This window comes from Pseudomonas sp. PDM14 (assembly GCF_014851905.1).
GTDB lineage: Bacteria > Pseudomonadota > Gammaproteobacteria > Pseudomonadales > Pseudomonadaceae > Aquipseudomonas.
The window spans coordinates 1,693,422-1,720,391 of sequence record NZ_JACVAQ010000001.1; the positions used below are offsets into that span (position 1 = coordinate 1,693,422).

Sequence of the window (26,970 nt, forward strand, 5' to 3'; positions counted from 1 at the left end):
AAGCGCCCACCATGCAGGCAACCTCCCCGGCAGAAGGGAACGCCCGATGCAGTCCAAGCAAGGCCAGGCCGCCGGCAAGACCGCGGTGGCGCAGAACATCCATGGCACCATGGAATTCCTGCGCAAATACCCGCCGTTCAACCAGATGGAAAACGCCCACCTGGCCTATCTGGTCGAGCACTGCCAGCTGCGCTTCTACGGTGCCGGCGAAAGCATCATCAAGCCCAGCGAAGGGCCGGTGCAGCACTTCTACATCGTCAAGCAGGGCCAGGTGGTCGGCGAGCGGCCGCACTCGGCCCGCCGTGGCACCGAGACCACCTTCGAGATCACCAGCGGCGAGTGCTTTCCGCTGGCCGCCCTGCTCGGCGAACGCGCCACGCGCACCGAACACCTGGCCGGCGAGGACACCTTCTGCCTGCTGCTGGCCAAGGATGCCTTCGTCCGCCTGTTCGCCCAGTCCGCGGCGTTTCGCGATTTTTCCCTGCGCGGGGTCAGCAGCCTGCTCGACCAGGTCAACCAGCAGGTGCAACTGCGCGCGGCGGAAAGCCTCGGCGCGCAGTATTCGCTGGACACCCCGCTGCGCGAGCTGGCCATGCAGCAACCGGTCAGTTGCCTGGCCGATACGCCGACCCGCGAAGCGGTGCGGCGCATGCACGAGCAGCACGTCGGCAGCATCGTCATCGTCGATGGCGGTGAACGCCCGCTCGGCATCTTCACCCTGCGCGACCTGCGCCGGGTGGTCGCCGACGGCGGCGAGCTGGGCCTGCCGATCAGCGCGCTGATGACGCAGAAACCCTTTCACCTGCCACCCGATGCCAGCGCCTTCGACGCCGCCCTGGCGATGACCGAGCGACACATCGCCCACGTCTGCCTGGTGGAACACGGGCGCCTGCGCGGCGTGGTGTCCGAGCGCGACCTGTTCTCCCTGCAGCGCGTCGACCTGGTGCACCTGGCGCGCACCATCCGCCACGCGGCCAAGCTGGAAACCCTGCAGGCGCTGCGCAGCGACATCCGCCTGCTGGTCGACCGCATGCTCGCCCACGGCGCCAGCTCGACGCAGATCACCCAGCTGATCACCCTGCTCAACGACCACACCGTCAGCCGCGTGATCGAGCTGACCCTGGAGGAAATGGGCGACCCCGGCGTACCGTTCACCTGGCTGTGCTTCGGCAGCGAAGGCCGCCGCGAGCAGACCCTGCACACCGACCAGGACAACGGCATCCTGTTCCAGGCCAGCGACGCCAGCGAGGCCGAGGCGATCCGCCAACGCCTGCTGCCGATTGCCAAGCGCATCAACCAGCAACTGGCGCAGTGCGGCTTCACCCTGTGCCCTGGCAACATCATGGCCGGCAACCCGGCGCTGTGCCTGTCGCAGCAGGAATGGGCGCGGCGCTTCAGCGCCTTCGTGCGCGAGGCGACGCCGGAGAACCTGCTCGGTTCGAGCATCTATTTCGACCTGCGCAGCGTGTGGGGCAGCGAACACGCCTGCGAGCAACTGCGCCAGCAGCTATTCGCCGAAGTCGCCGACAACAGCCTGTTCCAGCGCCTGCTGGCAGCCAACGCCCTGCAGCACCGGCCGCCGGTGGGGCGCTTCCGCGATTTCGTGGTGGCGCGCAAGGGCGCGGAAAAGGACACCCTGGACCTGAAGAAGGAAGGCCTCACCCCGTTCGTCGACGGTGCCCGCCTGCTCGCCCTGGCCCACGGCGTGGCGCCGTGCAACACCCTGCAGCGCTTCGCCGAGCTGGTGCGCCGCGAGGTGATCGACCCGCTCGACGGCGCGGCCTACGAAGAGGCGTACCACTTCATCCAGCAGACCCGTCTGCAACTGCACCAGCAGCAGGCGCTGCTGGGCCAGCCGTTCAGCAATCGCCTCGACCCGGACAGCCTCAACCACCTGGACCGGCGCATCCTGCGCGAATCGTTCCGTCAGGCGCAGCGCCTGCAGGCGAGCCTGACGCTACGCTATCAACTCTGACCTCCCTGCCATGATCCCGATGCCATGACCCGATGAAACTGTTCGACTGGATGCGCCGCGACACCCCGCAACTGAGCGAGCTGCAGCAGCAACGCTGCGCGCGCCTGGTCGCGCCACCGAGCCTGGACGACACGCCACTGCGGCAACAGCGCATCGTCGTTCTCGACCTGGAAACCAGCGGCCTCAACCTGCAGCGCGACCAGTTGCTGGCCATCGGCGCGGTGGTGATCGAGGAAGGCGCCATCGACTTCAGCCAGCAGTTCGAGGCCACTCTGTGCCGCGCGGATCATCAGGCCAGCGCCAGCACCCTGATCCACGGCATCGCGCCCAGCGCCATCGCCGCCGGTGACGACCCGGCCGAAGCGCTGCTGGCGTTCATGGAGTTCCTCGGTGACAGCCCGCTGCTGGCCTTCCACGCCGCCTTCGACCAGCACATGCTGGCCCGCGCGCTGAAGGAAAGCCTCGGCCTGCGCCTGCGTCACCCGTTCCTCGACGTCGCCGAACTGGCGCCGCTGCTGTGCCCGCAGGCGAGCTTTCGCCAGGCCGGGCTGGACGACTGGCTGGCGCACTTCCAGCTGCAGGCCGCCGAACGCCACAACGCCAGTGCCGACGCACTGGCCACCGCCGAACTGGCACTGATCCTGTTCAGCAAGGCGCGCCAGCAGCAATTCGACAGCCTGGGTGCTCTGGAACAGCGCCTGCAGGGCTGGCGCCGGCGTAAGCAGGCACCTTCGCTGTAATCCACGCGAACCGGCGCACAACCTTCGGTCATCTGCCGCAATCCGGCGATTGCGGCCATGGGCCAGTATTTGCGAACATATGCGAATCATTCTCGCTTTCCTTCGTACTACTGCGCCCGGCGGAGATTGCTGTGTCGATTGGGGATTCCACCAACCATGCCCTCGTAGGCGTGCTGTATCGCGACCATCGCGACTGGCTGCTCGGTTGGCTGCGCAAAAGCCTGCACTGCCCGCAGCGCGCCGAGGACCTCAGCCAGGACACCTTCGTCCGCCTGCTCAGCCGTGGCGAGCTGCAGGAGCCGCGCGAACCGCGCGCCCTGCTGACCACCATCGCCCGCGGCCTGCTGATCGACCACTTTCGCCGCAGTGCGCTGGAGCGCAGCTACCTCGACGAACTGGCCCTGCTGCCCGAAGCGGCGCAGCCGACCGTCGAGGAGCAGGCGCTGATCCTCGAATCCCTGCGCGAAATCGACCGCCTGCTCGGCAAGCTGTCCAGCAAGGCGCGCGCCGCCTTCCTGCACAACCGCCTGGACGGCATGGGCCACGCGGAAATCGCCGAACGCCTCGGCGTCTCGGTGTCGCGCGTGCGCCAGTACCTGGCCCAGGGCATGCGCCAGTGCTACATCGCCCTGTACGGTGAGCCGACATGAGTGCGGTGTCCGCGCGCGTCCTCGACGAAGCCATTGCCTGGCAACTGTGCCTCGGCTCCGGCGATGCCAGCAGCCAGGACCAGCAGTCCTTCGCCGGCTGGCTGGCCGCGCACCCGGACCACGCGCGCGTCTGGCAGCAACTCTCCTGCCTCGACCAGCAGCTCGCCGGCGCCAGCGCCACACCCGCGCGGCGCGCCCTGGTGCGCAGCAGCCAGAACCGTCGACGCCTGGGCTCGACCCTCGGCACCGTGCTGCTCTGCGGCCTGGCACTGGGCCTCGCCGCGCTGCATCGCCCGCTCGGCGACTACCTGGCCGACGAAACCACCGGCAGCGGTGAAATCCGCAGCCTGATACTGGCCGACCGCACGCGCCTCGACCTGAACAGCCTCAGCGCCCTGGACATCGACTTCGATGGCAGCGAACGACGCCTGTTCCTGCGCAGTGGCGAAGTACTGATCGAGACCGGCCACGACGACCCGCGGCCGTTCGTGGTGGAAACGGCTCAGGGCCGCCTGCGCGCCCTCGGCACGCGTTTCCTGGTGCGCCGCGAAGGCGAGGCCACGCGCCTGATCGTGCTGCAGTCGGCAGTCGCCGCGCGGCCGAGCAGCGTACCAGACGAACGCATCGTCGCCGCGGGCGAACAGGTATTGATGAGCGCCACGCACCTCGGCGCGAGCGAGGCCGCGCCGCTGTCCGCCGACGCCTGGAGCCGCGGCATGCTGGTGGTGGAAAACCAGCGCCTGGGCGACCTTCTCGACCAGCTCGGCGAGTACCGCACGGGCTACCTGGGCGTCGACCCGAGCATCGCCGACCTGCGCATCAGCGGCAGCTTCCCGCTGCGCGACAGCGACCTGGCCCTGGCCGCGCTGCCGCCGAGCCTGCCGGTGGCCATCGAACGGCACACCGACTGGTGGGTACGCGTGGTGCCCCGTTCTGCCACACAGGAGAAAAGCGCCGGCGAAAAATAATTTCGCGCCGGCCCTGTCACTTTTTCATTCTGCTTCGGCAACAGGACATTGAGATCAATTATCGCCTAGGAGATATTCCCAATGTCCCGTCCGCTGAACCTGTTCCGCCCCAGCCTGCTGGCGGCCGCCATCGCCTTCGGTGGCCTGCCGCTGGCCGCCCTGGCCGACACCTACCAGCTGCCTGCCGCACCGCTGGCCAGCACCCTGAACAAGATCGCCAGCGAAGCGGGCATCGTCCTCAGCATCGACCCTGCCCTCACCGCCGGCAAGACCGCCCAGCCGGTACGCGGTGACTACGACGCCCTCGCCGCCCTCAATACCGCCCTGCAAGGCAGCGGCCTGCAACTGGTACAGAGCAGCGCCGGCACCTACAGCCTGGAGCCACTGGCCCAGGACGCGATGAATCTGCCAACGACCAGCATCAACGCTCGCGGTCAGGCCGACGGCAGTGCCTCAGCCGGCTACCGCAGCGAGGCGGTGAAGAACGTCGGCGCCCTGGGCGGCATGCGCCTGCAGGACACGCCCTACTCGATGAGCGTGGTGTCCAAGGAGCTGCTGCAGAACACCCAGACCACCTCGACCGACGACGTATTCAAGCGCAACCCGTTCACCCAGCTGTATTCGCCGAAGAACGCCGGCTACGCCAGCGCCGTGGCCATTCGCGGCTACAGCGGTGCCGGCAACCTGAGCATCGCCAACGACGGCCTGCGTTACTCCAACGGTTACGACGGCGGCAACTACGTCGAGGAAATGGAGCAGATCGAGATCCTCACCGGCCTGTCCGGCTTCCTCTACGGCCCGGCGAGCCCCGGCGGCCTGGTCAACTACGTGATCAAGCGCCCGACCTACGAGCGCTACAACAGCGTGACCCTGGGCAATGCCGGTGGCGAGAACTACTACCTGCACGGCGACTTCGGCGGCCCGATCGACAGCGAAGGCACGTTCGCCTACCGCGTCAACCTGCTGACCCAGGACGGCGAAACCGCAGTAGACCTGCAGAAGCGCCGCCGAGAAATGATCAGCCTGGCGCTGGACTGGAACGTCAGCGACGACCTGCTGATCCAGTTCGATGCCTCGCACAAGAAAAGCGAAACCCGCGGCCTGACCAGCTATTGGTTCTTCGGCAACCAGGGCCGCCGCCCGGATGCCGACGACCTCGACAACGACAAGCTGTACAGCCAGCGCTGGGCCTTCTCCGACAGCGAACATGATCGCATCGGCAGCCGCTTCAACTGGACCTTGAACGACACCTTCACCCTGCGCGGCGCCCTTGGCTACAGCCAGTACACCCAGGAATATGCCTACACCGGACCGACTGTAGAAGACCCGAGCCCATTCTCTCCAGGCACCCCAATCGGCTTCTACAGTCAACCGCTGTACGCCTTCGCACCCGTGGAAACGGAAGAAACCTCCGGCAACCTGTTCCTCGACTCCGCATTCAACACCGGCAGCATCCAGCACAAGGCCACTGTCGGCTATCAGGGCAACGTCGCACGCGTACGCGACTACACCGACTACGTCGACCTCGCCTACCAGCAGAGCTCTGGAGTAGGTAACGTGCCGCTCGGCCAACAACCACAAGTAGGTAAGCCAAACTACTCCGTGGGGAACGGCGACCAGCGTCTATCCTCCCGCACCCAGTCGGACAACTTCCTCGTTGGGGACATCATCACCTTCAACGATCAATGGTCCAGCATTGTGGGCCTTACCCATACGACGATTAAGACCTACAGCAGCAACTTTGTCTGGAACGTGGCTTACCCCGCCTTTACCCCGCTGGTTGAAACCACCTACAACGAGAGCGAGACCTCGCCAAACATCTCGCTGATCTACAAGCCGCAGCCCTGGCTGACCACCTACGTCACCTACATCGAAGGCCTACAGGCCGGCGGCATCGCGCCGAACACCGCGCTTAACGCTGGCGCAGCCTTGTCACCGGAAGTCAGCGAGCAGTACGAGATCGGCGTCAAGGCTACTGTCGGCGAGACTCTGCTGACCCTGGCCCTGTTCAATATCGACAAGCCCAACGCTTACACCAACAGCGCCAACGTTTACGTGCAGGACGGCCGCCAGGAGAACAACGGCCTGGAGTTCGGCATCACCGGCAAGGTACTGCCCGAGCTGACCGTGGTCGGTGGTTTCACCCTGCTCGACCCAAAGGTGAAGAAAACCAGCATCACCGCCAACGAAGGCAACAAGCCGACCAACGTGGCCTCGCAACTGGCCAAGGTGTACGCCGAGTACGACATTAACGCCGTGCCCGGCTTCGCCCTAACCGGCGGCGCCTACTACACCGGCAAGCAGTACAGCGATGAGGTCAACGTGCACAGCCTGCCGTCGTTCACCACCTTCGACGCGGGCGCGCGCTATCGCATGCCGGTCGCCGACAACAGCGTCACCCTGCGCGCCAACGTCAGCAACCTGGCAGACAAGTCGTACTGGCTGAACAGCTCGTACCTGGGCGATCCACGCACCCTGACGTTCTCGGCGCAGCTGGAGTTCTAAGCGCCAGCGACCGTGCGTTGATACAAAGCCGCCGTGACTGGCGGCTTTGTTGTTTATCCTGGGCACCCTCGCGGGAAGCACTTCTGGATTGGATATGAAAGCAGTCACCATCCGCCGCTGGTCCTTCGTCCACACCTGGACCAGCCTGATCAGCACGCTGTTTCTCCTGCTGCTGGCCCTCACCGGCCTGCCGCTGATCTTCCATCACGAACTCGAGCACCTGCTCGGCGATGCACCCGAGCTGCGCGAGATGGCGGCCGATACCCCGCACCTCGACCTGCAGCAGCTGGTCCAGGCCGCCGAGCGCCATCGTCCCGGTGACGTGGTGCAGTACTTCGGCTGGGAGGAAGACGAGCCCAACGGCGTGGTCGCCATCATGGCCGCCACCGCCGGTACCGAACCCAACTCCTCGCACACCTTCATGCTCGATGCGCGTAGCGGCGAAGCAGTGGAGATGCCGGCGGCCAACGGCGGCTTCATGATGCTCATGCTGCGCCTGCACGTGGACATGTTCGCCGGTCTGCCGGGCAAGTTGCTGCTGGCCTTTATGGGCATTCTGTTCGTGCTGGCGATCATCTCTGGCGTGGTCCTCTACGCGCCGTTCATGCGCCGCCTGCCGTTCGCCGAAGTGCGTCGGCGCAAGGCCACGCGCATCCGCTGGCTGGACCTGCACAACCTGATCGGCATCGTCACCCTGACCTGGGCGCTGGTGGTCGGCATCACCGGGGTGATCAGCGCCACTGCCGACCTGCTGATCAGCGCTTGGCGCAACGACACGCTCACCGCCATGGTCGCGCCCTACCGTGACGCGCCGCCGCTGACCGAGCGTGCCCCAGCCACTCGTCTGCTGGAAATCGCCCAGCAGGCCACACCCGGCATGCAGGCCGACTTCATCGCGTTCCCCGGCACGCGCTTCTCCAGCGAGCACCACTATTCGGTGTTCATGAAGGGCAGCACGCACCTGACCTCGCACCTGTGGACGCCGGTGCTGATCGACGCCAAGACCCTGCAGGTCACCGCAGTCGGCGAGCGACCCTGGTACATGGACGCCCTGGCCATGTCGCAACCGCTGCACTTCGGCGACTACGGCGGCCGGCCGATGCAGATTCTCTGGGCGGTGCTCGACGTGCTGACCATCATCGTTCTCGGCAGCGGCCTGTACCTCTGGTGGGTGCGCCGGCGCACGCCGCGTGCGGCCCTGCGTGACGAGGTGCTGACATGAAGCGCTGGCGCGATTCGACCTTCGCCATTCCCACGGTCATTGGCCTGCTCAGCGCCGCCGGGCTGTTCGCCGCGCTGCTCGGCGACGGCTGGTGGGACGCCCTGGCCTGGCTCGGCCTGGGCCTGCCGGCGGTGCTCGGCGTATGGCCGCTGCTGCCGCGCAAACATCGCACGCCGTAGACACGTTCAACTGATCCGGTTAGCGCATCCGATTCGCCCGACTCTCGGGCGTCGGAGTCATCGGGCGGAACACGTATCGCTCATCCGGCAACGGAAACAACCGGGCGATGCGCCGCGCCAGCAGGTGCGCCTGGCGCGACTCCTCGCGCAACCCGACGCGCCCGCTCATCGCCAGTACCACAGGCGAAAGAAACCGGCAGCCAGCAGCAGGCCGACCTGGCACAGCGCCACGCACAGCTGCAGGAACGATTGCACGTCGGGGTTGCTCGCCGCCTGCGGCACGCCGGTCAGCTCGGCCCAGAAGGCGTCGGGCAGCACCAGCAGGCCGAGCTGGGCGAGCGGCTTGCCGCTCAGGTTGAGGCCGTGGATCAGGTCGAACTGGCCGAAGAACATCAGGCCGATCAGCACCAGCCCGGCGACCACCAGGCCAAGGCCGAAACAGGCGGAGAACTGCATCATCATGCGCATCATCGTGAACTCCTCGGCGGGCACGGCTTGCCATGCCCGCTCGGTGGTTGAAGTCAGGCGGCCGGGGTGACGGTCGGCTTGATGCCGTACCAGTCGAGTTTGCGCGTCAGCACCATCACGCTGGCGAGCAGGGCGAAGACCAGCAGCGAGCCCATCAGCAACGCGTAGTCCTCAGCATTCAGCAGCGCGTAGAGCATGGCGTAGAGCGCGGCCAGGCCGGCGGTGAAACCGGCGCCGCGCAGCCAGCTGTGCAGCACGTGGCTGACGTAGAAGCCGATCAGCAGCACGCAGGCCGACGCCGCCAGGCCATAGGCCAGGGCGAAGCTCATGTGTTCGGACAGCGACAGCAGCAACAGATAGAACAGCGCCAGCGACAGGCCGACCAGGCCGTACTGCACCGGGTGCACCGCCAGACGCTTGAGCACCTCGAAGAGGAAGAAGCCGGCGAAGGTCAGGGCGATGAACAGCAGCGCGTACTTCATCGCCCGGTCACTTTTCAGGTACTGGTCGACCGGGTCGACGAAGCTCACGCCGAAGTGGCGGCCCTGGAATGCCGAGCAGTCATCGCGGCTCACGCAGTCTCCCAGCGCCTCTTCCAGGTTGGTGGCGAAGAAGCTGGTCTGCCAGTGCGCAGTGAAGCCGGCGGCACTGATGTCACGGGAATTCGGCAGGTACTCGCCGATGAAGCTCGGGTGCGGCCAGTTGGCCTTGAGGTCGACCACGCTTTCGCGGCCGACCGGGGTGACGTTGAGCTGGCCGGTGCCCTGCAGCATCAGATCGAAGGCGAACTCCAGGCGCTGCGGTTTGTCGTCGGCCCGGGTCGGCAGCGGCGCACGCACGCCATCGCCGAGGCGCTGCTCGCCGGTGCCGGGCTCGAAGCCGATGCGCTCACCGTTGAGCTCCAGCTTGAGGTCGTTGCGAATGCCACGGATGTCGCTGATGCCGACGGCGAGGAAGGCCTGCTCGAAGCGGTAGTCGCTGAAATTCTCGTCGACACCGAAGTGCGCCGGCAACTCGAAGTGGCCGCTGATGCGGTTGCTGCTCTCGAACAGCCGCGCCTGGTAGATGCCGCGGGCACGCAGGTGGGTGCTGACGTCGCCGCCGAGGACGAAACGGTCCGGCAGGAAGTACAGGCGGCCGCGCTGCTCGCTCTCTTCGAGGTAGCGCAGGCCGGTCTTGTCGTTGGTCTTCCACTCGCGCACGGTCTTGCGGAACGGCACCACCAGCAGCGGGCCGGTGAGGGTCTGGCTGTAGCTGGAGCTGCGCGCGATGTCCTGCAGCACTTCGTCGCGCAGGCCCTGTCGCTCCTCGATCATGCCGTCAATCATGAGGATGGGGATCATCAGCAGGATGATCAGCAGGGCGATCAGGCCGAGCTTGATGGCGAGGCTTCGGTTCATGGGGGGACTCTCCGGTTCGGGAATGTGCGGAGAGTCTGTGGCGCGCTCATGGAGCAGGCGTGCGCGTCATGTGGAGAGCGTGTGGGATTTGTGTGGAGCCGTGTGGCGGTCGAAGCGGGGCGATCCGTAGGGTGCGCCGCGCGCACCGCGTGCCAGTCGCACCCTCAAACATCGCCGATCGTTCCCACGCTCCGCGTGGGAATGCCTGCCAGGGCGCTCCGCGTCCGCTGATCAAGCGTGCACGTCACCCTCAAGCATGACGCGGCGCGTCATCGGGACGGTTCCCACGCGGAGCGTGGGAGCCATCATCCGACTATTTATTCCCCGCGGATGTACTGTTCCAGTTGCTGGATCAGGCTGGCCTGGTCGGCGATGGTCTGCTTGACCAGATCGCCGATCGACAGCAGGCCGATCAGCTCGCCTTCGGCCAGCACCGGCAGGTGACGCAGATGGCGGTCGGTCATCAGCTGCATGCACTGCTGGGTGGTGTGGCGCGGGCCGACGGTGATCACGTCGGCGGTCATGATTTCGCTGATCTTGGCGGCGAACGCCGAGCGCTCGAGCAGCGCCACCTTGCGCGCGTAATCGCGCTCGCTGACGATGCCGACCAGACGCCCGCCATTGAGCACGACGAGCGCGCCGATGCCCTTCTCGGCCATCAGCTTGACCGCATCGAGCACCGAGTCATCGGGCGAGACGCTGTAGACATAGGCGTGGGCTTTGCTGCGCAGGATTTCGGCGACGGTCTTCATTGTTATGGTGCTCCCCAGGCTGGTACCTGAATGTTTTAGCAGAGCCTGCCGGTTTCAACGAACCCGGCATGACGAGTGCGCGCCGCGAGTGTTGCGCACTGTTGCAGGGGTCACGCTTGCAGGCTCACGCGCCAGGCAGGCTCAGGCTGACTTCGACGCCGCCCGCGACGTTGCCCACCTGCAGCCGGCCGCCATGCAGGCCGGCGACTTCCTCGACGAAATTCAGGCCCAGGCCGGTGCTCTTGCGCCCGCTGCTCGGTCGCGGCAACGAGTAGAAGCGTTCGGACAGGCGCGGCAGGGCGTACTCGGGAATCGCCTCGCCCTGATTGAACAGGCGCACCGACACCTGCCCGGCCTCGACCTGCGCCGTGAAGCGCAACACGCCGCCAGCCGGGGTGAAATCCAGGGCGTTGTCCAGCAGGTTGGCCAGCGCCTGGCGCAGCAGAAAGCGTTCGCCGCGCACCTGGCAGCCGGCCTCGATGCGGTTGTCGACCTGCAGGCCGGCACTCTCGATGCGCGCCGCCTGACTCTGCAGCAGCTCCTCGACCAGCCCGCGCAGGTCGATGGCCACGTGCTCTTCCAGCCCCTGGCGCTGTTCGACCAGGGCCAGGTTGAGCAGACGCTCGATCAACTGCTGCAGGCGCTCGCCCTCGTTGGCAATGTTGTCGACGAAGCGCTTGCGCTGCGCCGCCGGCATTTCGCCCTCGAGCAGCTCGGCAGCGCCGCGAATTGCCGCCAGCGGGCTCTTCAGTTCGTGGGTCAGGGTGTGCACGTACTGCTCGACGTAGGCCTTGCCCTCCAGTTCGGTGCGCATCTTCTGCACCGCCTGGGCCAGCTGCGTCAGCTCGCCACCGCGCAGCGCCGGCAGCTCGGCACGACGCCCCTCGCTGACCGCCTGGGCGTAGCGGGTGAGCTTGCGCAGCGAGCCGCTGAGCCACCAGGACAGCACGCCGCCGATCAGCAACCCGAGCACGATCAGCCCGGCACCAAGCCAGGCGAGGCGCCGCTGCGAGCGTTCGATGTAGGGCTGCAGAGACTTGTTCGGCTTGGCCACGGAGACCACGCCGATGATCCGCTCGCCGTCCTTGATCGGTGCCGCCACGTACATCACCGAGCTGTCCTCGTCCTCGCTGTTCTCCCGCGTCGAGCGCGCGCCGTACTGGCCCTTGAGCGTCAGGTGCACGTCGTTCCAGCGCGAGTAGTCCTGGCCCAGCGCCTCGCCACTGGAGTCGAGCAGGACGATGCCCTTGGCGTCGGTGACGTAGATGCGGTGGTTCACCGAGCTCTTCTGCACGCCCCAGATCTGCGCCTGCGGCTGGCGCTGGCCATAGGCCTTGAGCAGCTGCGGCAGGCGGCTCTGCGCCAGACTGCCGGCCTTGACCTCGTCGCGCAGGATCTCAGCCAGCAGGTTGGCGGTGTCGACCAGGGTTTCCTCGGTGGACTGGCGCACGCCGGGGCGGATTTCGTCCATCACGGTGCTGAGGACGAACCAGCCGGCGAGGCCGACGAAGAGGAAATAGACCAGGAAGATGCGAACGCCTAACGGCATGCCAACCTCCCGCGGGGGGCTGTGAGGCGAATCGTGGCATTCATGGTGAGGGCTTCCCGGCGCTGATGCCGGGAAGGTGCCGGATGGCCGCGGCAGCGTCAACCGCGCACGCGGCTCACAGCAGCTTGGTGCCGTTGGCCACCGAGCCGTCGGGCACGCAGAGCACGGTCTTGCCGTTGCGTCCGAGGAAGCCGGTGACCAGGCATTCGGAGATCACCTCGCCGATGCGCCGCCGGGGAAAGTTGATCACCGCGACGATCTTGCGCCCGACCAGGCTGTCGCGCCCGTAGCTGCTGGTCAGTTGCGCGCTGGAACGCTTGATGCCGATGTCCGGGCCGAAGTCGATGCTGAGGATGAAGGCCGGGCTGCTGAGGTCCTGGAACTCTTCGGCGTCGACGATCGTGCCCACACGCAGATCGACGTCGAGGAACTGCCGCCAGGAAATTTTCTTGCTCATGCTGGGTTCTCGTTGGGGGAATGGCTCAGGCGCTGAGGCGCTGCACAGGCGGAACGACCTGGCCGAGGGCGAGCGTGTCGGCCAGCTCGAACTGCACGTAGAAGGCCTGCTCGTCGGCCAGCTGGCCGATCAGCGCGCTGCCGTCGGCGCTGACTCCGACGGCCTGGGCGAACGACTGGCCGCCACGCATCGCCAGGGGAATCGGCAGCCAGTCGTCGAGACGCTGCTGGCCGCTGGACAGCTGCCAGCACACCGCCTGCTCGGGCTGGTCGTCACCGGGTCGGCGGGCGACGCCGACTACCGTGCGCCCGTCGGCGCTGATGGCACTGGCCCGCGAACTGCCGCTGCCCGGCGCGTGCAAGCTGCGCATGCCGCCCTGGCGAGTCCAGATGAACGCGCGCGGCTCGCCGCCGGCAGCGCCATCGCCCGCCACGCCGACGATCACCCCGCCGTCATGGCTGACCGCGGTGGCCTTGGAGAACGCGCCGCCGTTGAGCGTGCCGAGGTCGCACATACCCTCTTCGGCGCTCCAGCGAAACGCACGGCGCACCTCGCCATTGGCGCCGTTGCCGGCGTAGCCGACGATCACCCGACCGTCGGCACTGACTGCGCTGGCGTGGCTGCTGCGCCCATCGTTGAGCGTGCCGAGGCTGCGCAGGCCATCGGCGGCAGTCCAGCGAAAGGCACGGGTAAGGTTGTCCGCCGCGCCATCGGCGGCGTCACCGACGATCACCCGGGCATCGCCACTGACCGCATACGCCTGGGAATACAGGCCGTGGTTGAGCACGCCGAGGCTGCGCATGCCGTCTTCCCGGGTCCAGCGAAAAGCCCGGTCCGAGCCGCCGCAAGCGCCATCCTCGGCGGTGCCGACGATCACCTGGCCATCGCTGCTCAGCGCCTCGGCGGAGGAATAGGCGCCGCCGTTGAGAGCGCCAAGGCTCTCGAAGCCGCTGGCCCAGCTCCAGCGAAAAGCGCGCGGTTGGTAGAAGTCCTCACCCTCGGCAGCCAGGCCGACGACCACCAGGCCATCGCCGCTAAGTGCGGCGACCTGGGTGTAGTTGCCGGCGTTGAGCGTGCCGATCGGGTAGAAGGCCGGCGGCCGTCTGATTGCCGGCAAGGAGGCCAGGCGGGCGCGCTGCAGCAGGTTGCGCTGGCGCGTCAGGTGGGTGTGTCCGTCCATATCTTTCACTCGCGAATTTGTTCGTCCCTGAGCGGGGCCCAACAGCGGGCTCCGTATTCCGGCAACGCTCCGCGGCGACAGGCGGGACGTGCGTGAACGTTGCGAGAGGCAGGGTGCCCGGCGAGCGTTCGCAAGGCGTTCACAGGCACTACCGGATAACTACCGTTCGTCGGCAATTTATGTGAACTGACTCACGCCGGGGAAGCTGCCGGCGCTGCGCCTGAGGCACAATGCCGGCTGGCGCAGGATGGCCACAACGCCCGCCATACGGGCGTATGACGATAACGACAAGCCCGCGAAGGGCTCCGACGAATTCTGCCGAATCAGCATTCGCTCCGCGCACACGCGCGGGGCCGGAAACCGTGAAATGGACGCAGCCGCGCGCGCAACACCCTTCGCCCTGAATCTGCTGGGGCCCTTCTCCGCGACCTGGAAAGGCCAGGCGCTGGACGGCTTCAACTACGACAAGATGCGGGCCCTGCTGGCCTATGTCGCCCTGGAGCATCGTCAGGAGCACAGCCGCGAAACCCTCGCCGCGCTGCTCTGGGAATCCAGTCCGCCGAGTGCCTGGCGCGGCAACCTGCGGCGCACCCTGTCCGACCTGCGCCGGGTACTGGAAACGCCGACCGACCTGACCCTGTTCGCCACCAGCAAGAACACCCTGCAGTTTCTGCCCTGCGGCGAGATCGACGCGCTGCAGTTCCTCCAGCCACCCGCCGGCTGCAACTGCCAGCGCTGCGACGCCTGCCTCGCCCACCTGGAAGATGCCGCCAGCCGCTATCGCGGTGACTTGCTCGCCGGCCTCGACCTGCCCGACTGCCCGGACTTCGAGGACTGGCTGCTGCTGCAGCGCGAGTCGCTGCGCTGTCATGCCCTGGCGCTGTTCGAGCACCTGAGCAACCACTTCGAGCAGCGCGGCGACCTGCAGCGCGCACTGCCTCACGCCCGGCGCCTGGTCGAGCTCGACCCCTGGCAGGAAAGCGGCCAGCAGCGCCTGATGCGCCTGCTCGCCCTGAATGGCCAGAGCGCGGCCGCCCTGTCGCAATACGAGGCCTTCCGCGGCCAGTTGCTGAAGGAACTCGGCGTGCACCCGAGCCAGGATTGCCGCGACCTGCACCAGCGCATCCGCCAGGGCGAGATCCGCGCCGCCGAGGTGCCGGCGGTTGTCGCCGCACCGGTTGCCCTGCCGCCCCCGCCGGCCGAGCTGCGCCAGGTCACGGTGCTCTACTGCGAACTGTCAGCGCCCGGCAGCAGCGACCCGGAAGAAGCCCTGAGCCTGCTGGCAACCCCGCAGGCGCAGTGCATCCAGGTGATTCGTGCGCACGGCGGCTACGTCGTGCAATCCCACGGCGGCGGCCTGCTCGCCTACTTCGGCTACCCGCGCGCCCGTGAAGACGCCGCGCGCATGGCCGTGCAGGCGGCCCTGGCACTGCCCGCCGCGTGCGAGCCGGCGCAGGTGCGCTGCGGCCTGCACACCGGGCAGATCGTCACCGCGCCGAGCCAGCAGATTCCCGATGCCACCGGCTTCACCTCGGACCTGGCGGTGCAGGTGCGCCAGCTCGCCGGCTACCAGGAAGTCACCCTGAGCAGCGCCACCTATCGCCTGGTCGAAGGCTATTTCCGCTGCCAGCCGCTGCAGCTGTGCCTGCTCGGCCCGGGCGCCAGCGCCGGCACCATCTACCGCGCGGAAGCCGCCAGCGCCGCTCACCACCGCCTCGCCGTGCAACCGCAGCTGACGCCGCTGACCGGGCGTGATGCGCAGCTGCAGCAGCTGCTCGCCCTCTGGCAGCAGGTGCGCGCCAGCCAGCGCTGCCACAGCCTGCTGCTCAGTGGCGATCCCGGGGTCGGCAAGTCGCGGTTGATCCTCGAACTGGGCAAGACGCTGGCCGTCACCCACCCCGGTCGCCAGGTCGAGCTGCGCTGCCTGGAACAGCGCAGCAACGACCCGTTCGCGCCGTGTGCCGAACTGCTCACCAGCCTCTGCGGCTTCACCGCCCAGGAAGACGGCCCGGCGCGCTACCGCAAGCTGGCCAGCATCCTGCGTGCGTTCCCCATGGCCGCCGACGCCACCGATCTGATCGCCGACCTGCTCGGCCTGCCGCTGCCCAGCGAATCGCCGGTGCCGCAGATGCAGGGCGAGATGTGGCGCGAGCAGATGAACGAAGCGCTGCTGGCGATCATCCGCGGGGTCAGTCAGAACGAAGCCCTGCTGCTGGTGCTCGAAGACGCCCACTGGGCCGACGCCTCGACCCTGAATCTGGCCGAACGGCTGTTGCACGATGCGGCCGACCGGCCGCTGCTACTGTTGCTCAGCGCGCGTCCGGAGTTCGCCGGCCTGGCCTGGGAAAGCGCCGGAGCACAGCGCCTCGACCTGCCGCACCTGTCGTCCGAGCAGGCGCGCGAGATGGTCGCCGACCTGCCGCAGGACCTCGACCCCGCCGCCCTGCAGCGGGTGCTGACCCTGGCCGACGGCGTGCCGCTGTTCATCGAGGAACTGGTGCAGTGGGCCGCCGCCAGCCAGACGCCCAACAGCAGCATCCCGCTGACTCTGAACGACCTGCTGATGGCGCGCATCGACCAGCTTGGCGAGGCCCGCCACACCGCGCAGATCGCCGCCTGCATCGGCCGCGAATTCCACGCCGAGCTGCTCGAGGCGCTGCATCCGGGCAAGCCCGCCGACCTGCACGCGCACCTCGGCGCCCTGTTGCGCGCCGGCCTGCTAAGCCCTGGCCAGCAACCGAGCCTGACCCAGTTCAAGCACGCACTGATCCAGCAGGCCGCCTACCTGTCACAGCCCAAAGCGCAGCGGCGCACGGTGCATGCGCAGATCGCCGCCATCCTGCAGGAGCGCTTCCCCGCCCGCGCCCAGCACGCGCCAGCGCAGGTCGCCCACCACTTGCACGAAGCCGGCCTGGCCGAGCAGGCGTTGCCACTGTGGCAACAGGCCGGACGCAACGCCCGGCGCATCTCCGCCAACCGCGAGGCCGCCGACTATTTCCAGCGCGCCCTCGACTGCCTGGCCACGCTGCCACCGTCGCCACAGCGCGACGGCCTGGAGCTGCCGCTGCAACTGGAGCTCGGCGCCTCGCTCAACTCTTCCGCCGGTTACGGCGCGCCGACCACCCTCGCCGCGTTCAGCCGCGCCCTGCAACTGGGCCAGGAGCTGCAGAGCCACGAAGCCGCCTTCCAGGCGCTGGTCGGCGTTTGGGGCTGCTCCAGCTCCCACGACCAGGCCTACCAGCTCGGCCAGCAGGTACTGCTCGCCGCCCAGCAAAGCGGCCAGGTGCCGCTGGTGCTGCTCGGCAACATGTGCACCCTCGGCGGTGCGTTCTGGAGCCAGCCACTGGGCGAGTCGCGGGCCATCGCCGAGCGCATCATCAGCCTGTGCCCGCCGCCGGTGCGCGAAGCCTGCCTGCTCGGCTTCGGCGAGGACCCGCTGGTCAACGCCCGCACGTATCTGTGCCTGGGCCTGTGGGTCGAGGGTTATCCCGAACGCGCGCAGGCGGTGTGCGAGGAGCTGCTCGCCGACACCCGCGCCCACGGCAGCGCCAACGCCATCTGCCACTCGCTGGTGTTCGCCTGCATGCTCCACTGCCTGCTGCGCGATCCGCAGCGCGTGGCGCAGATGGCCGAGGAAACCCTGCGCCACAGCCGCGGCAAGGGCCTGCAACTGTGGGAAGACATCGCCAACGTGATGGTCGGCTGGTCCCGGGTGCACCTGGGCGATGCCCTCGGTCTGCAGGACATCCAGCTCGGTATCGACGGCAATCGGCGCAGCATGCCGGTGATCGAGGTGACCCTCGCCACCCTGCACCTCGACGCCCTGACCCGGCTCGGCGAGCACCAGCAGGTCATCGACCTCGCCGCGCTGACCCTGCAGACCGCCGAACGGCGCGGCGACCGCTACCTGCTGCCGGAAGTGCTGCGCCTGCAAACGGCGGCGCTACTGGCCCTCGGCCGCGAGGAGCAGGTCGCGCCCACCCTCGACAGTGCCGAACAGCTGGCCCGGCGCATGGACGCGCGCGCGCTGCTGCTGCGCCTGGCGATGCAACGAGCCGACTGGCGCCGCGACACGGCAAGCCGCGCGGCACTGCACCAGGTACTCGAATCGTTCGATGAAGGCCGGGATACGCCGGACCTGCGCGACGCCCAGGCGCTGCTGGCGTCGCTCGCAGCTCAGGCCTGAGCCGGGCTGTAGCTGTAGCCGAGGCCGCGGTGGGTCTGGATCGCCTCGGCCGCCGGGGCGACTTGGCGCAGCTTGGCGCGCAGGCTCTTGATGTGGCTGTCGACGTTGCGCTCGTAGCCGACATCGGCGGCCACGCCCAGCGCGTCGAGCAACTGCTCGCGGGAGAACACCCGTTCGGGCTGGCCGAGCAGGGTCTGCAACAGGCGAAATTCATGGCGGGTCAGCACCAGCAGTTGCTGGTGGTAGTGGATCTGCACGCGCTCGTTGTCGATGCGGAACGCTGCGCTCCCGGCGACGGCCGGCTCGGCCGCGCGCGGCGCCATGCGCTTGAGGATCGCCTTGACTCGCGCCGCCACTTCACGCGGGCTGAAAGGCTTGACCACGTAGTCGTCGGCGCCGATTTCCAGGCCCACGACACGGTCGATCTCGGCGTTGCGCGCGGTGAGGAACAGCACCGGCACGTCGGAGAAGCGACGCAGGCGCTTGCAGGCTTCGAAGCCGCTGATGTCGGGCAGGCCGACATCGAGGATGATCAAATCTGCCGGCGTGCGCTGCTGCACGGCCAGCGCCTCTTCGGCCAGGCTCAGCCAGGTGGTGGCGAAGCCTTCGCCCTGCAACGCGTAGATCAGCGTGTCGGCGATGGCGGCTTCGTCTTCGACTATGAGGATATGCGGCATGGCATCCGTGCTACCTGAAACGGTGGCGGAACGGTGCCGCAAGCCCGCACGTGCGTCAATCGCTGTGCGGTTGCTCAAACGGCTCGCCGACGACGTACAGACCCGATACGAACAGCACCAGCAGACCGCCGAACATCAGTAATTCCTGCATATCCAGCACTCCTTTGTCCTGGAAAAGGTGGGCAACATCCTTGTCGACCCGTGACGTGGTTGAAACGTTCAGAAAATCGGCCAGCGTGGCCGCGCACTGGCGATGAAGGCGCGTTCGCCCTCCAGCTGGCCGACCACCACCAGGCCATCGGCGCTGATGCCGTTGACCTGCACCACCGGCACCGCGGCGGCAGCCAGGCTGTGCTCGTTCAGCCACTGCTCGACCGTGCGCATGCCGCGCGCGGCACACCAGACGAAACCACGCTCGGCGTCATCGGCCTTGCCATCGCTGGCGACGCCGACGATCACCGAACCGTCGGCGCTCACCGCGTTGGCCCGCGACACCAGGCCGCCGTGCAGACCGCCGAGGCTGCGCATGCCGCTGTCCTCGCGCCAGACGAAGGCGCGCAGCGCCTCGCCGGCATGACCGTCGCTGGCGACGCCGACGATGGTCGAGCCGTCGGCGCTGATCGCCGTGGCCATGGAGAAATGCCCGCCATTCAACGTGCCGAGGTCACGCAGGCCATCGTGTTCGGTCCAGCGTACGGCCCGGCGCGCCTGGCCGCTGCGGCCATCATCGGCATAACCGGCGACGATGCGCCCGTTGGCGCTGATCGCACAGGCATGGCTGCTGTGCCCGCCGTGCAGCACGCCGAGGCTGCGCATGCCGCTGGCGAAGCTCCAGTAGAAGCCGCGGCAGGCGTTGTCGGCCGCGCCATCGGCGGCATCGCCGACCACCACGAGGCCATCGGCGCTGGTCGCGTAGCCGTGGGAATAGCGGCCGGCGTTGAGGGTGCCGAGGTTCTGCAGGCCGCCCTGACGGGTCCAGCGAAACGCACGGTCGGCGTCTTCCGCCGCGCCATCCTCGACAGTGCCGACGATCACCCGGCCATAGGCGCTGATGCCTTCGGCCGAGGCGTAGCGCCCGCCATTGAGGTTGCCGATGCTGTGCAGGCCGGTGTTGCGCGTCCAGGCCACGGCGCGCAGCTGCAGGGCATTGTCGGCATCGGCGGCCATGCCGATGACGTGCAGACCGTCGGCGCTGATCGCGTTGACGCGGATGTAGCTGTCGCCGTTGAGGCTGCCGATCCGTTCGAGCCCGACGAACTCGGGCTCCACCGCGAACAGCCCGGCCGTGAGCACCTGATTGGCGCGTTGAGCCAGAGCGCTGAAATTGTTCATCCTTGCCACCCATCGTGAAAAATTGGATGCAGGCGACGCCCCACTGGAGTTGCGTGCCGACGCTGGAGCGCCGCCTGCCACTGCATCCTGAACGCCGAGCGTTCGCGGATCGTTCAATATTTCGAGCAATTGATGTTTTTCTTTGCCACTCGTCGCCTTACCAGCGGCTCAAGCCCGTTGAACGCGCTGAATCAGCGTTCATTTTATGCAACAGCATAAGCGCTGCGCATGATGCCGCGAGGGCGCGCTCAGGGGTGCTCGGCCGGCGCCTGGCGCTTGCGGGCGATGCGGGGCGCCTGGTGCCGCGCGCAGCTGGCGGAAGCCGCCTGCGGCGCATCGATGACAGCGGTGCGCCGTTCGGAGCGCTCGGCGGCAGGGCTGGCCACCGCGTAGGCGAGGCCAAGGGAGAGAGTCAGGGCGGTGAGTAGATTCATGGTGCGGGTCCTGTGCAAGCCGGAGCCCGATGCCCCGGTGTGACAGCACGCTACGCAGCCAGCGTTCGGCATTCGTTCACGGCGCCAGCCGTCGGCTCAGCTGTGGTAGGAGCCGTTGCGCGCCTCGAGGCCGGACCACAGCGCCTCGATGTTCTTGAAGCCCCAGTCTTCGGCACATTCGCGACCGACGATCTTGTCGCGCCCGACCAGCTTGGCCAGATCGACGACTTCCTGGGTGATCGGCACCTTGGAACGCGCCGAGAAGAACACCTTCACCCGCGGCGTCAGCAACGACCTCTCGTGCTGCTCCATGACCACGCCGAGGCGGCCGCTTTCCAGGCGTACCAGCGCGCCCACCGGATAGATGCCCACCGATTTGACGAAGGCCTGGAACACGCGCTCGTCGAAGTGGCCTTTCCACTCGGCCATCTTGCGAATCGACTCGGCCGGGTCCCAGCCCTTCTTGTACGGCCGGTCGGAGGTGATGGCGTCGTACACGTCGCACACCGCGCCCATGCGCGCGAACAGGCTGATCTGCTCGCCGGCCAGGCGGTGCGGGTAGCCGGTGCCGTCGAATTTCTCGTGGTGGTGCAGGCACACGTCGAGCGCCAGCGCGCTGATCTGCCGGCTTTCCAGCAGCATGCGTCCGCCCGCCTCCGGGTGCTGGCGCATGGTGCTGAATTCGTTGTCGGTGAGCTTGCCCGGCTTGTTCAGGATGACATCGGGAATGGCCATCTTGCCGATGTCATGGAGCAGGCCGGCCATGCCCGCCTCGTGCACCTGTTCGCCGGACATGCCGAGCTGGCGCGCCAGGGCGATCATCAATGCGCAGACCGCCACCGAGTGCATGTAGGTGTATTCGTCGGAGGTTTTCAGGCGCGCCAGGCTGATCATCGCATTGGGGTGGCGCAGCACCGAGTCGGAGATCTCGTTGACCATGTCGGCGACATGGTCGAGGGTCACCGCCTGGCCCATGCGCGCATCGCTGAACATCTCGACGATGGCTGCCTTGGAGCGGGCGCAGAGCTTCTGCGCGCGGGCAATCTCCTCTTCCAGCGAGACCCGCGCCGGCGCCGTCTTGCTTTCGGCGGCGAGCAGGCGCGCCTCGGCCTCGGCCGAGACCTCGGCAACCGAAGCGCTGACCTGGCCGGGGGCGACATCCAGCCCCTTGCCGGCGTCGATCCACACTTCGCGCACATCGGACTCGCGAATGCGCTCGAGATCGCGCTCGGTCTTGAGGAGGAAATTGCCTTTCCAGAAGGGGTGGTCCATCCATGAGCCACAGAATTCGTGGATATACATGCCGAGGCAAAGCTCGGACACCGCAATACGTTTCAGCACGATGGATGAATACCGCAGGCTGGATGTTGTTCTTCTGGATTGATCATAAGCGATGGCAACGATAAAGGCACATTGATATCAACGAGCGCACGCCGTCGCGTTGTCGCACCTGCGACAGCCGCGGACGGCAGCCTTCGACGCGAACGCACAGCGCGTTATGATGGCGCTTTTTCGGCAACAAGGACTTGCCATGCGTCGTCTGCTGACCGCTGCCAGCATCATCGTGCTGCTCCTGCTCAACACCCTGATCCTGATCGGCCCGCTGCTGCTGATCGCCCTGCTCAAGCTGGTGCTGCCCGGCAAGCGCCTGCGCACCCTGTGCTCGCGCGGGGTGATGTGGGTGGCGGAAACCTGGGCCGAGATCGACAAGCTGATCTTCGCCCTGCTCACCCCGACCGTGTGGGACATCCGCGGCGGCGAAGGCTTGCGCCGCGATCGCTCGTACCTGGTGATCAGCAACCACCAGTCCTGGGTCGATATCCCCGCGCTGGTCCAGGCGTTCAATCGCAAGACGCCCTACTTCAAGTTCTTCCTCAAGCAGGAGCTGATCTGGGTGCCCTTCCTCGGCCTGGCGTTCTGGGCCCTGGATTACCCGTTCATGAAGCGTTACACCAAGGCCTACCTGGCGCGTAACCCGCACATGCAGGGTAAGGACCTGGAGATCACCCGCGCCGCCTGCGAACGCTTCAAGGACCTCCCGGTGACCGTCGTCAACTACCTCGAAGGCACCCGTTTCACCCCGGCCAAGCAAGCCGCGCAGCAGTCGCCCTACCGCCACCTGCTCAAACCCAAGGCCGGCGGTGTGGCGTTCGTCCTGGCCACGCTCGGCCCGCAACTGGACGCGGTGCTGGATATCACCCTGGTCTACCCCGGCAACCGCGCACCGGGATTCTGGGCCCTGATCAGCGGGCAACTGCCCAAGGTCATCGTCGACATCCGCACCCGCGAGCTGGACCCGGCACTGTGGGCCGGCGACTACCAGAACGACGCGGCCTTCCGCGCGCGCACCCAGGCCTGGGTCAGCCAGTTGTGGCAGGACAAGGACGCACGCATCGCCGAGCTGAAACACGAGATCTGAGCGCCTACTGCAGATCCTGACGGATCATCCAGTGCCCGGACGGCGGCATCAGTCGGGTGATGTCGAAATGCTTGAGCGCGCGCTGGTCGAGCATCTCGATCTGCGGGCTGACCAGCGTCGCATGCGGTTTACCCTCGATGGCGCGGATCGCCAGGTCGATGGCGATCCGCGCCTGTAGCACCGGCGAATCGGTCGGCGCGGCGAGGATGAAGCCATCGCGGATCTGCTCGACGATGCGCTCGGTGGCGTAGGTCGCCAGCACCTGGGCGCGGTACTTGCCACCGGAAGTCTGCACCAGCTGCGCGGCGAACCCCGCCGCCTCGGCATTGCCGAGCAGGTAATCGAGATCACCATGGGCGGCCAGCAGCGGCCGCACCAGCAGCGCCTGACGGGTGCGGTCAACCGGGCCATACCCGGCGTGGTGCAGGGTGATCGGCCGGCCACGCAACGCCGCCTGCAAATCGCGCTCGGCATCCACCACCCAGCCCGCCCCCTGCGGCCCCGGCAGCCAGCCGAGGCTGAAGCGGCTGTCCTCACGGCGGCCTTCGATGTAGCTCAGCGCCTCGGCGGTCATCGCCGCGAAATCCACCCGCGCGCTGGCGGTGACGTCGGCGCAGTCGATGCGGTTGACCAGGTCGATCACCGGTTTGCCGGCCTTGTGCAGCGTGCTGATCAGCGGGCACAGGTCCTGGGTGTTGATGGCCGCGATGACGTAGGCGTCGGCATCCAGGCTGCGGCAGTGGCGCAGCTGCTCGAGCTGCACCTGCGGGTTCTCATAGCCACCGGCTTCGTAGATGCCCAGCTTCACGCCCTGGCGATCGGCCTCGCCATCCAGGCCCCAGGCCACACCCCACCAGTAGCGATCCTTGCCATGCGGCAGCAGCGCGCAGATGCGCCAGGGCTGCGCCGCCTGTGCCTGCGGCTGGTACTGCACGGCCTGACCATCGGCCTGCACCGCCGCCGGGAACCACTCGGCCGCCAGCACCGGGGCGCTCAACCCACTCAACAGCAACAGCCAGAGAATGCGCATCGACGACTGCCTCGAGCGGGTTGGCGAAAGGGAAATCTGTATCCAGCGTAGAAGCTCCTGGCGATCTTTTGCAGGCGATCCGTCACCGGCCGCCGGTTAGTCACGGCCCGCGGCGCCGCGCCTGATACAATCGCGCCCACTTTTTTCTGCAGGTTTCCCCCGTGACCACCGCCTTCGCTTCCCTGCCGCTCTCCGCCGCCATGCTGGCCAACCTCGACGCGCTCGGTTATGCCGAGATGACGCCGATCCAGGCGCAGAGCCTGCCGGTCATCCTCAAGGGCATGGACCTGATCGCCCAGGCCAAGACCGGCAGCGGCAAGACCGCGGCCTTCGGCATCGGCCTCCTGGCCCCGCTGAACCCGCGCTTCTTCGGCTGTCAGGCACTGGTGCTGTGCCCAACCCGCGAGCTGGCCGATCAGGTGGCCAAGGAGCTGCGTCGCCTGGCGCGCGCCGCCGACAACATCAAGATCCTCACCCTCTGCGGCGGCGTGCCCTTCGGCCCGCAAATCGGCTCGCTGGAGCACGGCGCGCACATCATCGTCGGCACGCCCGGCCGGGTGCAGGAGCACCTGAAGAAGGGCACCCTGAAACTCGACGGCCTCAACACCCTGGTACTCGACGAAGCCGACCGCATGCTCGACATGGGTTTCTACGACAGCATCGCGGAGATCCTCGGGCAGACCCCGGAGAAGCGCCAGACCCTGCTGTTCTCGGCCACCTACCCAGCCGGCATCAAGCAGCTCAGCGCGGCGTTCATGCGCAACCCGCAGCAGGTCAAGGCCGAGGCGCTGCACGACGACGCGCAGATCGAACAGCGCTTCTACGAGATCGCCCCGGACCAGCGCCTGGATGCCGTGCTCAAGCTGCTCGCCAGCTTCCGCCCGGCGTCCTGCGTGGCCTTCTGCTTCACCAAGCAGCAATGCCAGGAGGTGGTCGACCACCTCACCGCCCACGGCATCTCCGCCGCGGCGCTGAACGGCGACCTGGAGCAGCGCGACCGTGACCAGGTGCTGGCGATGTTCGCCAACCGCAGCCTCTCGGTGCTGGTTGCCACCGACGTCGCCGCGCGCGGCCTGGACATCGACGCACTGGACATGGTGATCAACATCGAGCTGGCCCGCGATGCGGAAATCCATATCCACCGCGTCGGCCGTACCGGCCGTGCCGGTGCCAAGGGCATGGCCATGAGCCTGGTCGCGCCGCCCGAAGCGCACCGCGCCCAGGCCATCGAGACCCTGCAGAAGGCCCCGCTCAGCTGGTACCCGCTGGGCGGCCTGAAAGCGGCCAGCGGCGAACCGCTGCAGCCGCCGATGGTGACCCTGTGCATCGCTGCCGGGCGCAAGGACAAGGTGCGCCCCGGCGACATCCTCGGCGCGCTCACCGGCGAAGCGGGGATTCCCGGCAGCCAGGTCGGCAAGATCGCCCTGTTCGACCACCAGGCCTACGTCGCGGTGGAGCGCAGCATCGCCAAGCAGGCGCTGAAACGCCTCGGCGAGGGCAAGATCAAGGGCCGTTCGATCCGCGTGCGCCCGCTCTAACGCTCGGCCAACGGGTGATTTTGCCAACGGCGCTGTGCCATCATCCGCAGCGCTAACGTTGGAGGTCGCATGCGCAATATCCTGGTCGTCGAAGACAGCCCGCTGGTGCTGAAGATTCTGGAGCACCTGTTCCGCCAGGAGCCGCAGTTGCAGCCGCTGTTCTGCGCCTCGCTGGCCGAAGCCCAGGTGATGCTGGAAACCTCCTCCAGCCTGTTCTTCGCCGCCATCGTCGACCTCAACCTGCCCGACGCGCCGTACGGCGAAATCGTCGACCTGGTGATGCAGTTCAACCTGCCGTGCATCGTGCTCACCGGCTCCTACGACGAGCAGCGCCGCGACGAGCTGCTGCTCAAGGGCGTGGTCGACTACGTGCTCAAGGAAAGCCAGCACTCCTACGAATACGCCTTCCGCCTGCTGCATCGGCTGGACAGCAACAGCCAGGTGAAAATCCTCGTCGCCGAGGACTCCGAAGCCACGCGCCACTTCATCCGCCGCGTGCTGACCCCGCACCTGTACCAGATCATCGACGCCCGCGACGGCGACGAGGCGCTGCGCATCCTCCAGGAGCAGCCGGACATCGACCTGTTCCTGGTCGACCACAGCATGCCCGGGCTCAGCGGCTTCGAGCTGGTCAAGCTGCTGCGGCAGAAGATGAAGCGCAACGAGCTAATCATTCTCGGCCTCTCGGCGGACAGCAAGGGCTCGCTCAGCGCGCTGTTCATCAAGCACGGCGCCGACGATTTCCTGCGCAAGCCGTTCTGCCCGGAAGAACTCAACTGCCGGGTGATGTCGACCCTGGAGCGCCGCGACATGCTGCGCGCGCTGAAGCAGGCGGCGCTGTTCGACTCGCTGACCGGCCTGTACAACCGCCGCGCCTTCTACGAGCAGGGCGTGCAGCTGTTCCGCCAGGCCCAGCGCGGCGGCCAGGAACTCAGCGTGGCGATGATCGACCTGGACTTCTTCAAGACCATCAACGATGAGCACGGCCACGCCAGCGGCGATACCGCGCTGATCGGCTTCGCCCGCTGCCTGCGCGAGGCGCTGCCGGACACCCTGCTCGGTCGCCTCGGTGGCGAGGAGTTCGCCCTGGTCAGCCATCAGGACGGCGCCACCCTGAGCGCCGCCCTCGACCAGCTGCGCAGCACCTGCGGCACCTTGAAGTACGCCAGCGGTGCGCCGCCGCTGTCGTTCAGCGCCGGGGTCTACCACGGCGCGCCGGAAGATCTGGAAAGCCTCCTGCACCAGGCCGACATGCGCCTGTACGAGGCCAAGCGCAGCGGCCGCGGACGCACCTGCTGCAACTGAGGCG

22 protein-coding genes are annotated in these 26,970 nt (G+C 67.4%); 11 read left to right on the forward strand and 11 right to left on the reverse strand.

Features of this window, described 5'->3' with window-relative positions:
• The first annotated feature begins 46 nt into the window (after positions 1–46).
• The 7 genes from IB229_RS08015 (at position 47) to IB229_RS08045 (ending at position 8,239) form a co-directional block, all read left to right on the forward strand.
• Complete coding sequence (locus IB229_RS08015; RefSeq protein ID WP_225578935.1) at positions 47–1,975, forward strand: DUF294 nucleotidyltransferase-like domain-containing protein; 1,929 nt, start codon at positions 47–49, stop codon at positions 1,973–1,975.
• Between the two features lie 32 nt (positions 1,976–2,007).
• The gene (locus IB229_RS08020; protein ID WP_192326672.1) at positions 2,008–2,715 is read left to right on the forward strand and encodes a PolC-type DNA polymerase III; all 708 of its coding nucleotides are present in this window, start codon (positions 2,008–2,010) and stop codon (positions 2,713–2,715) included.
• A gap of 131 nt (positions 2,716–2,846) precedes the next feature.
• Positions 2,847–3,365: an RNA polymerase sigma factor gene (locus IB229_RS08025; RefSeq protein WP_192326674.1), complete on the forward strand. Its 519-nt coding sequence runs from the start codon at positions 2,847–2,849 to the stop codon at positions 3,363–3,365.
• On the forward strand, positions 3,362–4,333 hold the full coding sequence (locus tag IB229_RS08030; RefSeq protein ID WP_192326676.1) for a FecR domain-containing protein: 972 nt from the start codon (positions 3,362–3,364) through the stop codon (positions 4,331–4,333). Before IB229_RS08025 ends, IB229_RS08030 begins: the two co-directional genes overlap by 4 nt.
• An 81-nt stretch (positions 4,334–4,414) precedes the next feature.
• Entirely contained in the window at positions 4,415–6,838 is a 2,424-nt protein-coding gene (locus IB229_RS08035; protein ID WP_192326678.1) for a TonB-dependent receptor, read from the forward strand.
• Positions 6,839–6,932: 94 nt separating this feature from the next.
• A complete protein-coding gene (locus tag IB229_RS08040; RefSeq protein ID WP_192326680.1) occupies positions 6,933–8,060 on the forward strand; it encodes a PepSY-associated TM helix domain-containing protein in 1,128 nt (375 codons plus the stop codon).
• Complete coding sequence (locus tag IB229_RS08045) at positions 8,057–8,239, forward strand: hypothetical protein (protein WP_192326682.1); 183 nt, start codon at positions 8,057–8,059, stop codon at positions 8,237–8,239. Before IB229_RS08040 ends, IB229_RS08045 begins: the two co-directional genes overlap by 4 nt.
• 165 nt (positions 8,240–8,404) lie before the next feature.
• On the opposite strand, the gene IB229_RS08050 is transcribed toward IB229_RS08045, so the two are convergent.
• The 6 genes from IB229_RS08050 to IB229_RS08075 all read right to left on the reverse strand — a co-directional run bounded on the left by IB229_RS08050 (position 8,405) and on the right by IB229_RS08075 (position 14,045).
• On the reverse strand, positions 8,405–8,710 hold the full coding sequence (locus tag IB229_RS08050; protein WP_412547775.1) for a hypothetical protein: 306 nt from the start codon (positions 8,708–8,710) through the stop codon (positions 8,405–8,407).
• A gap of 50 nt (positions 8,711–8,760) precedes the next feature.
• Positions 8,761–10,107 (reverse strand): cell envelope integrity protein CreD, encoded by a 1,347-nt coding sequence (creD, locus tag IB229_RS08055; protein ID WP_192326684.1) that lies wholly within the window; start codon positions 10,105–10,107, stop codon positions 8,761–8,763.
• 317 nt (positions 10,108–10,424) lie between these two features.
• Positions 10,425–10,859 carry a CBS domain-containing protein gene (locus IB229_RS08060; protein ID WP_192326686.1) on the reverse strand — a complete coding sequence of 145 codons (435 nt, stop codon included), beginning with the start codon at positions 10,857–10,859 and terminating at the stop codon, positions 10,425–10,427.
• A 124-nt stretch (positions 10,860–10,983) separates the two neighbouring features.
• Entirely contained in the window at positions 10,984–12,408 is a 1,425-nt protein-coding gene (gene creC / locus IB229_RS08065; RefSeq protein ID WP_192326688.1) for a two-component system sensor histidine kinase CreC, read from the reverse strand.
• A 115-nt stretch (positions 12,409–12,523) separates the two neighbouring features.
• A complete protein-coding gene (locus tag IB229_RS08070; protein ID WP_192326690.1) occupies positions 12,524–12,865 on the reverse strand; it encodes a tRNA-binding protein in 342 nt (113 codons plus the stop codon).
• 25 nt (positions 12,866–12,890) lie between these two features.
• A complete protein-coding gene (locus tag IB229_RS08075) occupies positions 12,891–14,045 on the reverse strand; it encodes a hypothetical protein (RefSeq protein WP_192326692.1) in 1,155 nt (384 codons plus the stop codon).
• Positions 14,046–14,412: 367 nt separating this feature from the next.
• Here IB229_RS08075 and IB229_RS08080 point away from each other — a divergent pair, with 367 nt between their 5' ends.
• Positions 14,413–18,231, forward strand: a complete 3,819-nt coding sequence (locus tag IB229_RS08080) for an AAA family ATPase (RefSeq protein WP_192326694.1) — start codon at positions 14,413–14,415, stop codon at positions 18,229–18,231.
• On the opposite strand, the gene creB is transcribed toward IB229_RS08080, so the two are convergent.
• From creB to IB229_RS08100, 4 genes are all read right to left on the reverse strand, one after another.
• The gene (gene creB / locus IB229_RS08085) at positions 18,222–18,908 is read right to left on the reverse strand and encodes a two-component system response regulator CreB (RefSeq protein WP_192326696.1); all 687 of its coding nucleotides are present in this window, start codon (positions 18,906–18,908) and stop codon (positions 18,222–18,224) included. The two genes, IB229_RS08080 and creB, sit on opposite strands and share 10 nt — an antisense overlap.
• A 219-nt stretch (positions 18,909–19,127) precedes the next feature.
• Entirely contained in the window at positions 19,128–20,240 is a 1,113-nt protein-coding gene (locus IB229_RS08090) for a hypothetical protein (protein ID WP_192326699.1), read from the reverse strand.
• A gap of 248 nt (positions 20,241–20,488) precedes the next feature.
• The gene (locus IB229_RS08095; protein WP_192326701.1) at positions 20,489–20,674 is read right to left on the reverse strand and encodes a hypothetical protein; all 186 of its coding nucleotides are present in this window, start codon (positions 20,672–20,674) and stop codon (positions 20,489–20,491) included.
• Positions 20,675–20,770: 96 nt separating this feature from the next.
• Positions 20,771–22,015: an HD-GYP domain-containing protein gene (locus tag IB229_RS08100; protein WP_192326703.1), complete on the reverse strand. Its 1,245-nt coding sequence runs from the start codon at positions 22,013–22,015 to the stop codon at positions 20,771–20,773.
• A gap of 190 nt (positions 22,016–22,205) precedes the next feature.
• Here IB229_RS08100 and IB229_RS08105 point away from each other — a divergent pair, with 190 nt between their 5' ends.
• Positions 22,206–23,093, forward strand: a complete 888-nt coding sequence (locus IB229_RS08105; RefSeq protein ID WP_192326705.1) for an acyltransferase — start codon at positions 22,206–22,208, stop codon at positions 23,091–23,093.
• Positions 23,094–23,097: 4 nt separating this feature from the next.
• Here the strand turns inward: IB229_RS08105 and torT are convergent, their stop codons facing one another.
• On the reverse strand, positions 23,098–24,123 hold the full coding sequence (gene torT, locus IB229_RS08110) for a TMAO reductase system periplasmic protein TorT (protein ID WP_192326707.1): 1,026 nt from the start codon (positions 24,121–24,123) through the stop codon (positions 23,098–23,100).
• A gap of 161 nt (positions 24,124–24,284) precedes the next feature.
• On the opposite strand from torT, the gene dbpA reads away from it, so the two are divergent.
• On the forward strand, positions 24,285–25,661 hold the full coding sequence (gene dbpA / locus IB229_RS08115; RefSeq protein ID WP_192326709.1) for an ATP-dependent RNA helicase DbpA: 1,377 nt from the start codon (positions 24,285–24,287) through the stop codon (positions 25,659–25,661).
• Between the two features lie 69 nt (positions 25,662–25,730).
• A complete protein-coding gene (locus tag IB229_RS08120; protein ID WP_192326720.1) occupies positions 25,731–26,966 on the forward strand; it encodes a diguanylate cyclase domain-containing protein in 1,236 nt (411 codons plus the stop codon).
• The last annotated feature ends 4 nt before the right edge of the window (positions 26,967–26,970 follow it).

Bases quoted from the DNA above. Each gene is read 5' to 3' on its own strand.
- creD (WP_192326684.1), bottom strand. From the start codon at position 10,107: ATGAACCGAAGCCTCGCCATCAAGCTCGGCCTGATCGCCCTGCTGATC.
- IB229_RS08080 (WP_192326694.1), top strand. From the start codon at position 14,413: ATGGACGCAGCCGCGCGCGCAACACCCTTCGCCCTGAATCTGCTGGGG.
- IB229_RS08030 (WP_192326676.1), top strand. From the start codon at position 3,362: ATGAGTGCGGTGTCCGCGCGCGTCCTCGACGAAGCCATTGCCTGGCAA.
- IB229_RS08095 (WP_192326701.1), bottom strand. From the start codon at position 20,674: ATGAATCTACTCACCGCCCTGACTCTCTCCCTTGGCCTCGCCTACGCG.
- IB229_RS08040 (WP_192326680.1), top strand. From the start codon at position 6,933: ATGAAAGCAGTCACCATCCGCCGCTGGTCCTTCGTCCACACCTGGACC.
- IB229_RS08105 (WP_192326705.1), top strand. From the start codon at position 22,206: ATGCGTCGTCTGCTGACCGCTGCCAGCATCATCGTGCTGCTCCTGCTC.
- IB229_RS08060 (WP_192326686.1), bottom strand. From the start codon at position 10,859: ATGAAGACCGTCGCCGAAATCCTGCGCAGCAAAGCCCACGCCTATGTC.
- IB229_RS08035 (WP_192326678.1), top strand. From the start codon at position 4,415: ATGTCCCGTCCGCTGAACCTGTTCCGCCCCAGCCTGCTGGCGGCCGCC.
- creC (WP_192326688.1), bottom strand. From the start codon at position 12,408: ATGCCGTTAGGCGTTCGCATCTTCCTGGTCTATTTCCTCTTCGTCGGC.
- IB229_RS08090 (WP_192326699.1), bottom strand. From the start codon at position 20,240: ATGAACAATTTCAGCGCTCTGGCTCAACGCGCCAATCAGGTGCTCACG.
- IB229_RS08020 (WP_192326672.1), top strand. From the start codon at position 2,008: ATGAAACTGTTCGACTGGATGCGCCGCGACACCCCGCAACTGAGCGAG.
- IB229_RS08015 (WP_225578935.1), top strand. From the start codon at position 47: ATGCAGTCCAAGCAAGGCCAGGCCGCCGGCAAGACCGCGGTGGCGCAG.
- IB229_RS08070 (WP_192326690.1), bottom strand. From the start codon at position 12,865: ATGAGCAAGAAAATTTCCTGGCGGCAGTTCCTCGACGTCGATCTGCGT.
- creB (WP_192326696.1), bottom strand. From the start codon at position 18,908: ATGCCGCATATCCTCATAGTCGAAGACGAAGCCGCCATCGCCGACACG.
- IB229_RS08075 (WP_192326692.1), bottom strand. From the start codon at position 14,045: ATGGACGGACACACCCACCTGACGCGCCAGCGCAACCTGCTGCAGCGC.
- torT (WP_192326707.1), bottom strand. From the start codon at position 24,123: ATGCGCATTCTCTGGCTGTTGCTGTTGAGTGGGTTGAGCGCCCCGGTG.
- IB229_RS08120 (WP_192326720.1), top strand. From the start codon at position 25,731: ATGCGCAATATCCTGGTCGTCGAAGACAGCCCGCTGGTGCTGAAGATT.
- IB229_RS08050 (WP_412547775.1), bottom strand. From the start codon at position 8,710: ATGATGCGCATGATGATGCAGTTCTCCGCCTGTTTCGGCCTTGGCCTG.
- IB229_RS08045 (WP_192326682.1), top strand. From the start codon at position 8,057: ATGAAGCGCTGGCGCGATTCGACCTTCGCCATTCCCACGGTCATTGGC.